The following is an 11,712-nucleotide window of genomic DNA, read 5'->3' on the forward strand; positions in this document are numbered from 1 at the left end:
CGATCGGGTTGGCTGCCGCGGCTCGTCGGCCTGCGAGGTACTGGCTACCTTCGCCAAGGTAGATCGTGGAGAGCGCACTCACCTGGGAGGGCTCGCCGCTCACGCGCGGACCTGTTCCCGACGCTCGACGATCCCGTTGGGCGAGACCTAGGTGCGTTGCGCCCCGACCCGGCAGGCACGGCACCTCACGTACCACCGCGCCCCCTGTCACCCCCTCGGCGTAACCTGGTTCTCGCACCCTCAGCCCGGACCGCCGCCTCGACCTCGGTCCGGGCCGCTCGTGCTGTCCCGGCGTGCCCCGCCTCTCGCTGCGGGGCGCGTCGACCCGTGCCCTGCCCGTGGACGACCGCCGTCGGTGACCCTGCTCGAAGGAACTCATGAACCTCACCGGAATCCTGCCCGCTCTCCTGGCCGACCCGACCGCGCGCGCGGTCGTCGAGCACGTGCGCCTGCGGGGCGCCGTCGACGTCGTCGGACCGGTCGGCGTGCGCCCGCCGTTGCTCGCGGCGATGGCGGGGGCGACCGCGACCGGTGATGCCGCCGGGGCCGAGAAGGGCGCCCCCGCCCAGGGGTCCCGCCCGCTCGTCGTGGTGACCGCGACGGGTCGTGAGGCCGACGAGCTCGCCGCGAGCGTGCGCGCCTACCTGCCCGACGAGCTGGGCGACCTGGTCGCGGTCCTGCCCGCGTGGGAGACGCTGCCGCACGAGCGCCTGTCGCCGCGCAGCGACACGGTCGCCAAGCGGCTCGCGGTGTTCCGGCGCCTCGCGCACCCGACCAGCGAGATCAGCCAGTCCGGCCCGGTGCGCGTCCTCGTCATGCCGGTGCGCGCGCTGCTCCAGCCCGTCGTCGAGGGCCTGGGGGACCTGGAGCCCGTCGAGCTCAGCACGGGCGAGACGGCCGACCTCACGGACGTCGCCGAGCGCCTGAGCGCGGCCGCCTACCAGCGCGTGGACATGGTCGAGCGGCGCGGCGAGTTCGCGGTGCGCGGCGGCATCCTCGACGTCTTCCCGCCCACCGAGGACCACCCGCTGCGCGTCGAGTTCTGGGGCGACGAGGTCACCGAGATCCGCTGGTTCGCGGTCGCGGACCAGCGCAGCCTCGAGATCGCGGACCACGGCGTGTGGGCGCCGCCGTGCCGCGAGATCCTCCTGACGGACGCAGTGCGCGCCCGCGCGGCGGAGCTCATCGAGACGCTGCCCGGCGCGACCGACATGCTCGACAAGCTCGCGGCCGGCATCGCCGTCGAGGGCATGGAGTCCCTCGCGCCCGTCCTCGTGGACCGCATGCTGCCCGTCCTGGAGCTCGTCCCCGACGACGCGCTGCTGATCATCAACGACCCCGAGCGCGTGCGCCGCCGCGCGCACGACCTCGTCGCGACGACCGAGGAGTTCCTCGCCGCCGCCTGGACCGGTGCCGCCGCTGGCGGCTCGACCCCGATCAACCTCTCGGCCGCGTCGTTCGAGACGTTCGCCGACGTCCACGACGTCGCGGAGCGTCGCGGCCTCGGGTGGTGGACGCTCAGCCCGTTCGGCCTCGACGAGGGCGCGACCCCCGACGGCGAGGTGCACCCGGGGGACGAGCTTCCCGGAGGCGAGGGCCCGACGTCGGGCATGGGCACGGACGGCGTGACCACCTTCACCGTGCCCGCGCGCAACGTCGAGTCCTACCGCGGGGACGTCGAGCGCGCGCTCGACGACCTGCGCTCGCTCCAGCACGCCGGCTGGCGCCTGGTCCTGACGACCGAGGGCCACGGCCCCGCACGGCGCATGACCGAGCAGCTCTCCGCGGTCGACACCGCGGCCCGCCTGGTCGCGTCGATCGACGCCGAGCCCGAGGGCGGCGTGGTGCTCGTGACGCCCGCGCCCGTGGGGCCGGGCTTCGTCGCGCCAGAGCTCAAGCTGGCGGTCTTCAGCGAGTCGGACCTCACGGGACGCCAGGGGTCGAGCACGCGCGACATGCGCAAGATGCCCTCGCGGCGGCGCAACGTCGTCGACCCTCTCGCGCTGCGCGCGGGCGACTACGTGGTGCACGAGCAGCACGGCGTGGGGAAGTTCGTCGAGCTCGTGCAGCGCACGCTCGGCACGGGCGGCAACGCCGCGACGCGCGAGTACCTCGTGATCGAGTACGCGAGCAGCAAGCGCGGCCAGCCGGGCGACCGCCTGTTCGTGCCGTCCGACCAGCTCGACCAGGTCACCAAGTACACGGGCGGCGAGTCGCCCAGCCTGAACAAGATGGGCGGCTCGGACTGGGCCAAGACCAAGAGCCAGGCGCGCAAGCACGTCAAGGAGATCGCGGGCGAGCTCATCCGCCTCTACAGCGCCCGCATGGCGACGCAGGGGCACGCGTTCGGCCCCGACACCCCGTGGCAGCGCGAGCTCGAGGACGCGTTCGCGTACGTCGAGACGCCCGACCAGCTCGTCACGATCGACGAGGTCAAGGCCGACATGGAGAAGCCCGTCCCGATGGACCGGCTCGTGTGCGGCGACGTCGGGTACGGCAAGACCGAGATCGCGGTCCGCGCGGCGTTCAAGGCCGTGCAGGACGGCAAGCAGGTCGCGGTCCTGGTCCCCACGACGCTCCTGGTCCAGCAGCACTTCCAGACGTTCGCCGAGCGCTACTCGGCGTTCCCCGTGACGGTCAAGGCACTGTCACGCTTCCAGACCGAGGCCGAGTCCAAGGAGACGGTCGAGGGGCTCAAGGACGGCTCGGTCGACGTCGTGATCGGCACGCACCGCATCATCTCCGGGTCCATCAAGTTCAAGGACCTGGGCCTGGTCATCATCGACGAGGAGCAGCGGTTCGGCGTCGAGCACAAGGAGACGCTCAAGCAGCTCCGGACCAACGTCGACGTGCTCGCGATGAGCGCGACCCCCATCCCGCGCACGCTCGAGATGGCCGTCACGGGCATCCGCGAGATGTCGACGCTCGCGACCCCGCCCGAGGAGCGCCACCCGGTCCTCACGTACGTGGGCGCGTACGAGGAGAAGCAGATCTCGGCCTCGATCCGGCGCGAGCTGCTGCGCGAGGGCCAGGTCTTCTACGTGCACAACAAGGTCGAGACGATCGACCGCACGGCCCAGCGTCTGCGGGAGCTGGTCCCCGAGGCCCGCATCGGCGTCGCGCACGGCAAGATGAGCGAGTCCCAGCTCGACCAGACGATCACGGCGTTCTGGGAGAAGGAGCTCGACGTCCTGGTCTGCACCACGATCATCGAGACCGGCCTCGACATCTCCAACGCCAACACGCTCATCCTGGAGCGCGCCGACATGCTGGGCCTGTCCCAGCTCCACCAGCTCCGTGGCCGCGTGGGTCGTGGGCGCGAGCGCGCCTATGCGTACTTCCTGTACCCGCCCGAGCGCCCCCTGACGGACACCGCGCACGACCGCCTCGCGACCATGGCCGCCAACACGGACCTGGGCGCAGGCATGCAGATCGCCATGAAGGACCTCGAGATCCGCGGCGCGGGCAACCTCCTGGGCGGCGAGCAGTCGGGGCACATCGCGGGCGTCGGGTTCGACCTGTACGTGCGCATGGTCGGGGAGGCCGTGGCGTCGTTCAAGGGCGAGGTCGAGGAGGAAGCCCCCGAGGTCTCGATCGAGCTGCCTGTGGACGCCCACATCCCGCACGACTACATCGCGCACGAGCGCCTGCGCCTCGAGGCGTACCGCAAGATCGCGGCGGCCCAGGACGAGCCCGCGCTCGCCGAGGTGCGGGCCGAGCTGGTCGACCGCTACGGCGCGCTTCCCGAGGTCGTCGAGGCGCTGTTCGCCGTCGCGGACTTCCGCAACCACGCGCGCCGCGCGGGGCTCGCGGACGTCACGGCGCAGGGCAAGTTCGTGCGCTTCGCGCCCGTCGACCTCCCGGAGTCCGCCGAGCTGCGCCTCAAGCGGCTCTACCCGGGCACCATGCTCAAGCCCGCGATCCGCGCGTTCCTCGTGCCCTTCCCGACGACGGCGCGCATCGGAGGCCGTCCGCTGCGGGGCATGGAGGTGCTCGCGTGGGCGCGCCAGCTCATCGACGCGGTCATCACGGGCGACGTCAGTGCGGCAGCGTCGGTGGGGACGGCGAAGCGGTAGCGGTCTCGGTCGTGGCGGCGGTGGGGGCCGGGGCAGGGTCCGCGCTGGGCGACGTGCTCGCGGCGGCGGGCGACGCCGTCGGGCCGGGGGAGGCCTCGGCTCCTCCTGTCGCCGCGCCCGTCGGCGTGCGGCGGCGCATCCGCCGTCCCCACCGGTTCACGATCAGGTGGCGTGCCGGCTCCTCGACGAACCGGTAGAGCGCGTAGGCGAGGGCCCCGGAGGCGACCGTGATCACGGCCGCTGCGGCTACCCCCGTCAGGGGGGTGTCGACCACGCGACGGATCACGAGCTCGTGCACCAGGTAGAACGCGTACGAGGCCGAGCCCGCGACGATCAGGACGCGGTGCGTCAGCACGGAACGCCGGCCACGCAGGTCGCGCTCGGCGCAGAGCATGAGGAAGAGCGCGAACGGCAGCACGAGCGCGACCCGGGCCACGGCCTCGGTCGCGTGCGTGAGCTCGGCCGCGACGAGCACCGCGGCGAAGATCCCGAGCACCCCGGCCCACGGGACCCGCGACCGCCTGCCCTCGACGAACGCGAGTCCCGCGACGACACCCAGGACGAACTCGGGGAACCGGGCGAGGGGGAAGTGGTAGAGCACCTGGTAGGTCGTGGGGGCCACGACCGTCGCGGCGAGCGGGATCGCGAGCGCCACGAGGGCCACGACGAGCCGGGTCCGTGGTGACCAGCGCCGCAGCAGGGGCAGGAGGAACGGGAAGGCGAGGTAGAACGCGAGCTCGCACGACAGCGACCACGCGACGCCGTTGAGCCCGTACACGACCGTCGGGTCCAGGGACCAGGCCTGGAGCAGCAGGACGTTGGCGCCGACGACGCGCCCGGTCACGGGCGGGCTCCCCACGACCAGGGCCACGACGAGGGCGACCACGAGAGTCACGAGGTGGTCCGGGTAGATCCTCGCCACCCGACGCAGGTAGAAGCCGCGCCGGGACAGCTCAGGTCTTGCGGTCCACGTCAGGATGAATCCTGAGAGGACGAAGAAGAGCGCGACCCCGGTGCTGCCGTAGTAGGCACCGGGGATGTCGAGGACCTGCCAGTAGTCGAGGTGGAAGACGAGGACCGCTGCGGCCGCGATCGCGCGGACGGCCGTGAGCGAGGGAAGGTTGCGCCGGACGGCGCCGGGTCCCGCCGGAGTCGTCATCGATCTCCCCTGCCGCTGGTGCGCGGCCCTGTGGAGGGCCGCCCTTGCATCGTGGGCGCGGCGAGGGGAAGGGGTCAAGGATGAAGTGTGGTCGCCTCGCCGGCCGGGTTCGTCTCGAGGGGGCGAGCTCCTGGGTCGAGGAAGTCGCGGTAGCGCACCACGGAGACCAGGAAGACGAGCACCGCGATCATCTCGAGGGTCTCCTCGCCGAGGACCGCGAGCTGCCCGACGAACGTCGCGCGGTCGAAGCCCTGGTCCTCGAGGAGGCCGGCCACGGCTTCGAAGCCGACCGCTCCGACCACGTAGAGGACACCGGCGAGCGCCATGGGCCGCAGGAACTGCCGGGGGAGCCGCCACAGGAGGGGGACCACGATCGCGGCCACGATGAGGGCGAGGGGCCCGTAGAACGCGATCCAGCCGTTGAAGGGCAGGTCGGCGATGCGCCTGAAGTGCTCCTCGAGGGAGGTCCCGAGGTGCTCGTGGAAGCTCGTCATCTCGTCGATCGACAGGTAGAGGAGCACGAACGCGATGAGTCCCCATGCCCATCTGCGGCCCCGGTCGGGCTCGACGTGCAGCAGGTCGCCGGTCACGAGCCCTGTCGACGCCAGGAGGATCACCGTGAACCAGGTGGGGACGTTCACCTCCTCGTCCATGCTGAAGTAGTGGACGAGGGGCTCGACCACCCCGCCGTGGAGGTCGGCGCCCTTCTCGAGGAAGTTCGCGAGGAGGTGCAGGACCGCCAGCACGGCGATCGCCAGGGCGAGGCGACGGACGAGGACCTTGACTGGCACGGTGACACGCAGCATGAGTGCTCCATCGACGACCCAGGCGAGCTCAGGCTCGGCTCGGAGACACTAGCAGCGACCGGACGTGACCACCACCACACCGTCGGCGCGTATCCAGACCGCACGGTAGGTGAGATAGTTGTCGCATCATGTTTCTCGACCTGAGCGCTTCCACGCGCACCCCCAGCACCGGACGGCACGGCTCGACGAGCGCCGCCCGCTGTTGTCGCTGTCTCTGAACAGCCGCTGACAGGCGGCGTCCGTCGCGGGACCATCCCGACGTGACCGCCCCTCTCGCACAGGTCTGATCCTTCCCCGGCCCTTCGGTCGTCGACCCCTCGTGCCGACCGTGCCCCCGCACGGTCCCCCAACGAGCGACGTACCCGGGCCTCCTCGGCCACCGGCTCCCGGCGTATCTCTCGCCACAGCCCCGCCGACGCTCCACGAACCCCCCTCACCACACCGTCCGTCGGCCACCGGCCGCGTCCGGGGTGGTCCCCGTGCAGCCGTGCTGCACCTCCTGGAACGGAAGAACCCCCATGAGAACCCTCAAGGCAGCCGCCGCGGTCCTGGCGACGACCCTCCTGCTCGCCGCGTGCGGCTCGGGCGGGTCCGGCGGTGCGAGCAGCAGCGCTGCGGCCGGAGCCGACGCCGAGATCGTCATCGGCTCGACCAACGAGCCCACGGGCCTCGTCCGCAACGTCGGCGGCAGCTCGGGCGTGTCGCAGACCATGACGCGCAACGTCTTCGAGGGCCTGACCTCGGTCGACGTCGACGGTCAGGTGGTCCCGACCCTCGCGAAGGACTGGGACGTGTCCGAGGACGGCCTGGTCTACACGTTCCACCTGCAGCCGGGCGTCCACTTCCACGACGAGTCGGACCTCACGGCGCAGGACGTCGTCTGGAGCATCTCGCAGACGATCGCGCCCGAGTCCAAGAGCGCACGCAAGAACGACCTGTCGGTCATCTCCTCGATCACGGCGCCCGACGACGCCACGGTCCAGCTCGACCTGTCGCGCCGCAGCCAGTCGCTGCCGTTCTACCTCGCGTCCGTGACGATCGTGCAGGACGGCGACACCGAGCTGTCGAGCGAGAACGGCACGGGCCCGTACCGGTTCGTCGAGTGGACGCAGGGCGACCACCTGACGATCGAGCGCAACGACGACTACTGGGGCACCCCCGCCAAGAACTCGGGTGTCACGTTCCGCTTCTTCAAGGACACGACCGCGCTCAACAACGCGCTCCTGACCGGCGACCTCGACCTGGTCATCGCGGAGGACTCCCCGGACCAGCTCGTGCAGTTCGAGGGGAACGACGCGTTCACCATCACCGAGGGCACGTCGACGACCAAGCAGATCTGGGCCTTCAACGACCGCGTCGCGCCGTTCGACGACGTCCGCGTCCGCCAGGCGCTGTACAAGGCGATCGACCGTGAGAAGGTGCTCGACGCCGTGTGGGACGGCTACGGCCAGGTCATCGGCTCGATGGTCCCCCCGACCGACCCGTGGTTCGTCGACCAGGCCGACGTGCACGCGTACGACCCGCAGGCCGCGAAGGACCTGCTCGCGCAGGCCGGCGTGAGCGACCTGACGATCGCGGTCGACTACGTCGCGGGCGACCCGTCCGAGACGATCGCCCAGCTCCTCCAGAGCGACCTCCAGGCCGTGGGCGTCACGCTCACGCTCAACCCGGTCGACGACGCGACGTGGTACCAGAAGATCTACACGGACCACGACTTCCAGACCACGCTCATGGGACACGTGAACCCGCGCGACGTCGTCTGGTACGCCAACCCGGACTTCTACTGGGGCTACGACAACAAGGACGTCCAGCAGTGGGTCGCGGACGCCGACCAGGCGACCACGACCGACGAGCAGACGGCCCTGCTGACCCAGGTCAACGAGACGATCGGGCAGGAGGCGGCGAGCGCCTGGCTGTACCTCGACCCGCAGATCCGGGTCGCGCGCGCCGAGATCACGGGTTTCCCGGTGAACCAGGTGACGGAGAGCTTCTACGTCGCCGACATCGTGCGGGAAGGCTGACCGAGCACCCATGTCCCGCTACCTCCTGACGCGCGTCGGCACGCTGCTGCTGTCGTTGGTCCTCGCGAGCGTCGTGGTGTTCGCCGTCCTCCGGTTCCTGCCGGGCGACAGCGCGGGCACGTCGCTCGGCGTGGGCACGACGAGCGACCAGCTCGAGCAGCTGCGTGCCGACCTCGGCACCGACCAGCCCCTGTGGACGCAGTACGGGCAGTGGGTCGCGGGACTGTTCTCGGGGAGCGCGGGAACGTCGTTCGTCTCGCGCCTCCCGGTGGGTGAGCTGATCGCGAGCAAGCTCCCGATCACGCTGCCCCTGAGCCTCGCGGCCTTCGTGGTCTCGGTGCTCGTGTCGGTGCCGCTCGGCGTGGTCGCGGCGGTCCGTCGGCGCGGCGTCGTGGGGGTCACGGTCTCGGCCGTGTCGCAGCTGGGCGTCGCGGTGCCGGTCTTCTGGGTCGGCGTGATCCTGGTGTGGATCTTCGCGCTCGAGGCGGGGGTCCTGCCGCCCGGCGGGTTCCCCCGCCAGGGCTGGGAGGACCCCGCAGCGGCCGTGCGGTCGCTGGTCCTGCCCGTGGCGACCGTGGCCATCGCGATGTCGTCGGTCATGGTCCGCTACGTGCGATCGGCGACGCTCGACGTGCTCGACCAGGACTACGTCCGCACGGCTCGTTCGCTCGGCTACGGCCGGTGGCACGCCCTCGCGCGGCACGGTCTGCGCAACGGCGCGGTCCCGGTCGTCGCGATCCTCGGCATCGAGCTCGCGACGTCGTTGCTGGGGGCCGTGGTCGTGGAGAACGTCTTCGCGCTGCCGGGCCTCGGCACGCTCCTCGTGTCGTCGGTCGAGGGGCGCGACCTGCCGGTCGTGCAGGCCCTCGTCCTGGGGCTGACGGCCCTGGTCCTCGTCACGAACTTCCTGGTCGACCTCGCCCAGCGCGGGATCGACCCCCGGCTGCGCGCCGGCTCGGCCCTCGGAGGCGCACGATGAGCATCAACCTGGGCGGGGAGATCCCCGGGGCCGCTGCGGGCCGCATCGAGGTCGAGGAGTCGCTCGCGCCGCACGTGTCGGGCGGCGCGGGGGAGGCCCCGCGCGCCCGACGACGGAGCGTCAGCCCGTCGTTCGTCGCGGGTCTCGTCATGGTGGGGCTGGTCGCGCTCGTCGGTGTCGTCGCGATCTTCTGGACGCCCTACGACGTGGGTGCGGGCGCTGCCGGCACGGGTGGACGGCTCGAAGGGCCGAGCGCGCAGTTCTGGGCTGGCACCGACCGGCTGGGACGCGACCTGCTGAGCCAGCTCATGGGCGGCGCGACGGTCGCGATGACCGTGGCGATCGCCTCGGTCCTCATCGCGGGCGTCCTGGGCATCACGATCGGCGTGGTCGCCGCGGCGACCACCCGGTGGGCCGACGTCGCGCTGCTCAACGTGATCGACCTGATGATCGCGTTCCCCACGCTGCTGCTGGCCATGCTCATCGTGACGGTCCGCGGGGCCTCGCTGACCTCGGCGATCGTCGCGATCGGCATCTCGGGGGCGGCGGTGATCGCGCGCGTCACGCGGGTCAACGCCGCGCGCGTGCTGCGCGAGGACTACGTGACGGCCGCGACGGCGTCGGGCACGGGATGGTGGGGGACGATCCTCCGCCACGTCCTGCCCAACGTGGCCCCCACCCTGCTCGTCCAGCTCATGCTGCTCGCGGGCGGGGCGATCCTCGCCGAGGCGTCGCTGTCCTACCTGGGCCTCGGCTCGCCGTCGGCCCTGTCCTGGGGGCGGCTGCTCAGCGCCGCCCAGAAGTCCGTCGCGGTCCAGCCGCTCGGGGCGATCCTGCCCGGGCTCCTCATCGCGTGGACCGTGCTCGGCCTGAACCTCCTGGGCGACGGCATCCGCGAAAAGACCGACCCGAGCCTGCGAGGCGACCGATGACCGCGACCCCCACGACGAGCACCGCCGGGCTCGAGGTGCGCGACCTGACGGTGGCGACGTCGTCGGGCCGGGTGCTGCTCGACCGCGTGAGCTGGCGCGTCGCGCCCGGCGAGCGCCTGGGCGTGATCGGCGAGTCCGGCTCGGGCAAGTCCCTCACCGCGGCCGCGATCCTCGGGCTGCTGCCCGACGGCATGACCGCGACCGGGCAGGTCCTGCTCGACGGGACCGACCTGCTGCCCCTGGGCGAGAAGGCCCTGCGCCGCGTGCGCGGGGCGCGCATCGCGATGGTCTTCCAGGAGCCGCTCACGGCCCTCGACCCGCTCATGACGATCGGCCGGCAGATCGCCGGGCCGCTGCGCCTGCACCGCAAGGTCTCGCGCGCCCGGGCCGCCGAGCTCGCCGCGGACCTGTGCCGCCTGGTGCGCCTCGACGACACCGAACGCATCCTCGGGTCCTACCCGTGGCAGCTCTCGGGCGGGCAGCGCCAGCGCGCGTGCCTCGCCATGGCGCTCGCGTGCGAGCCCGACGTGCTGATCGCCGACGAGCCCACCACGGCGCTCGACGTGACCGTCCAGGCCGAGATCCTCGCGCTGCTCGACGACCTGATCGAACGCACCGGGACGGCACTGGTGTTCGTGTCGCACGACCTGCCCGTGGTCGCCCGCGTCACGCGCGACCTCGTCGTGATGCGGCACGGGAAGGTCGTCGAGGCCACGAGCGTCGCACGCGCCCTCGACGCGCCCGAAGACCCCTACACGCGCTCGCTGCTCACCGCGGCGCGCGCCGTGACCCACCTGCCGACCCTGGAGGACCGATGAGCGACCAGCCCACGAGCGGCGACCGGCCCGTCCCCGGCGACGGGACTGCAGGCGACGCCGCCCCGCTCATCGCGCTCGACCGTGTGCGGCGAGAGTTCGGCGGGTCGCGCCGCACGCCCCCGACGACGGCGCTCGCGGGCGTCGACCTCACGGTCCGGGCCGGGCGCAGCGTGGGGATCGTCGGCGAGTCGGGAGCCGGGAAGTCGACCCTCCTGCGGCTGCTGCTCGGGCTCGACAGCCCGACGAGCGGCACCATCTCCTACCGTGGCGCGCCCCTGGACCGTCGGGACCGCGCGCTCATGCGGCGGTACCGGCGAGAGGTCCAGGTCGTCCTCCAGGACCCGCGCACGTCTCTCGACCCGCGCATGACGGTCGCCCGGATCGTCGCCGAGCCGCTGCGCTCGCTCCGGGTCGGGGGCGACGTGTCGGCGCGCGTCGACGAGGTCCTGGGATGGGTGGGGCTCGACCCCGACGTCCGGACCAAGTACCCGGCCCAGTTCTCGGGCGGCCAGCGCCAGCGCATCGCGATCGCGCGGGCCCTCGCGCCCTCGCCGTCGGTCCTGGTGGGCGACGAACCCGTGAGCGCGCTCGACGTGTCCGTCCGCGAGCAGGTCATGGACCTGCTGCGCGGGCTCCAGCGCGACCTGGGTCTCACGCTCGTCCTGGTCAGCCACGACATGGCGATCGTCGGGCAGCTGTGCGAGGAGACCGTGGTGCTGCGCGGGGGAGAGGTCGTCGAGGCCGGCCCCACGCGCGAGGTGCTGACCCGTCCGGCGGCCGCGTACACGCGCGAGCTGCTCGCGGCGGTGCCGACGCTGCCCTGAGGTGCGTCCCGCCGTCGGGCACGGTGGCGGCGCAGCGAGATCCCGTCGACGTAGAGGGTTCTTGTCGAGACAGAGGCCTGTGGACCTCTGCCTCGAC

8 protein-coding genes are annotated in these 11,712 nt (G+C 72.2%); 6 read left to right on the top strand and 2 right to left on the bottom strand.

The genetic code is table 11. The features are described from left to right. Positions 1 to 377: 377 nt before the first annotated feature. Positions 378 to 4,076, top strand: coding sequence for a transcription-repair coupling factor (mfd, locus tag ACFWFR_RS00150; protein ID WP_377620355.1), 3,699 nt, complete (start codon positions 378 to 380; stop codon positions 4,074 to 4,076). Here the strand turns inward: mfd and ACFWFR_RS00155 are convergent. After that, complete coding sequence (locus ACFWFR_RS00155; protein ID WP_377620357.1) at positions 4,039 to 5,235, bottom strand: acyltransferase family protein; 1,197 nt, start codon at positions 5,233 to 5,235, stop codon at positions 4,039 to 4,041. The two genes, mfd and ACFWFR_RS00155, sit on opposite strands and share 38 nt — an antisense overlap. A gap of 74 nt (positions 5,236 to 5,309) precedes the next feature. Beyond that, positions 5,310 to 6,041, bottom strand: a complete 732-nt coding sequence (locus tag ACFWFR_RS00160) for a hypothetical protein (RefSeq protein WP_377620359.1) — start codon at positions 6,039 to 6,041, stop codon at positions 5,310 to 5,312. A 518-nt stretch (positions 6,042 to 6,559) separates the two neighbouring features. On the opposite strand from ACFWFR_RS00160, the gene ACFWFR_RS00165 reads away from it, so the two are divergent. From ACFWFR_RS00165 to ACFWFR_RS00185, 5 genes are read left to right on the top strand one after another with little or no spacing between them, the layout of a single operon-like run. Then, positions 6,560 to 8,062, top strand: a complete 1,503-nt coding sequence (locus ACFWFR_RS00165; protein ID WP_377620361.1) for an ABC transporter substrate-binding protein — start codon at positions 6,560 to 6,562, stop codon at positions 8,060 to 8,062. A 10-nt stretch (positions 8,063 to 8,072) separates the two neighbouring features. Then, positions 8,073 to 9,041, top strand: a complete 969-nt coding sequence (locus ACFWFR_RS00170) for an ABC transporter permease (protein WP_056645730.1) — start codon at positions 8,073 to 8,075, stop codon at positions 9,039 to 9,041. Beyond that, positions 9,038 to 9,973: an ABC transporter permease gene (locus ACFWFR_RS00175; RefSeq protein WP_377620363.1), complete on the top strand. Its 936-nt coding sequence runs from the start codon at positions 9,038 to 9,040 to the stop codon at positions 9,971 to 9,973. The genes ACFWFR_RS00170 and ACFWFR_RS00175 overlap by 4 nt, the downstream gene beginning before the upstream one ends. Continuing rightward, on the top strand, positions 9,970 to 10,791 hold the full coding sequence (locus ACFWFR_RS00180) for an ATP-binding cassette domain-containing protein (RefSeq protein WP_377620365.1): 822 nt from the start codon (positions 9,970 to 9,972) through the stop codon (positions 10,789 to 10,791). Before ACFWFR_RS00175 ends, ACFWFR_RS00180 begins: the two co-directional genes overlap by 4 nt. After that, positions 10,788 to 11,615 (top strand): ABC transporter ATP-binding protein, encoded by an 828-nt coding sequence (locus tag ACFWFR_RS00185; RefSeq protein WP_377620367.1) that lies wholly within the window; start codon positions 10,788 to 10,790, stop codon positions 11,613 to 11,615. The genes ACFWFR_RS00180 and ACFWFR_RS00185 overlap by 4 nt, the downstream gene beginning before the upstream one ends. Positions 11,616 to 11,712: the final 97 nt, after the last annotated feature.

The sequence above is a fragment of the Oerskovia sp. NPDC060287 genome (assembly GCF_042726775.1).
Lineage (GTDB): Bacteria > Actinomycetota > Actinomycetes > Actinomycetales > Cellulomonadaceae > Oerskovia > Oerskovia merdavium.

Excerpts from the sequence above, each read along its gene's own strand:
- mfd (WP_377620355.1), top strand. The coding sequence starts at position 378 with ATGAACCTCACCGGAATCCTGCCCGCTCTCCTGGCCGACCCGACCGCG.
- ACFWFR_RS00155 (WP_377620357.1), bottom strand. The coding sequence starts at position 5,235 with ATGACGACTCCGGCGGGACCCGGCGCCGTCCGGCGCAACCTTCCCTCG.
- ACFWFR_RS00160 (WP_377620359.1), bottom strand. The coding sequence starts at position 6,041 with ATGCTGCGTGTCACCGTGCCAGTCAAGGTCCTCGTCCGTCGCCTCGCC.
- ACFWFR_RS00165 (WP_377620361.1), top strand. The coding sequence starts at position 6,560 with ATGAGAACCCTCAAGGCAGCCGCCGCGGTCCTGGCGACGACCCTCCTG.
- ACFWFR_RS00170 (WP_056645730.1), top strand. The coding sequence starts at position 8,073 with ATGTCCCGCTACCTCCTGACGCGCGTCGGCACGCTGCTGCTGTCGTTG.
- ACFWFR_RS00175 (WP_377620363.1), top strand. The coding sequence starts at position 9,038 with ATGAGCATCAACCTGGGCGGGGAGATCCCCGGGGCCGCTGCGGGCCGC.
- ACFWFR_RS00180 (WP_377620365.1), top strand. The coding sequence starts at position 9,970 with ATGACCGCGACCCCCACGACGAGCACCGCCGGGCTCGAGGTGCGCGAC.
- ACFWFR_RS00185 (WP_377620367.1), top strand. The coding sequence starts at position 10,788 with ATGAGCGACCAGCCCACGAGCGGCGACCGGCCCGTCCCCGGCGACGGG.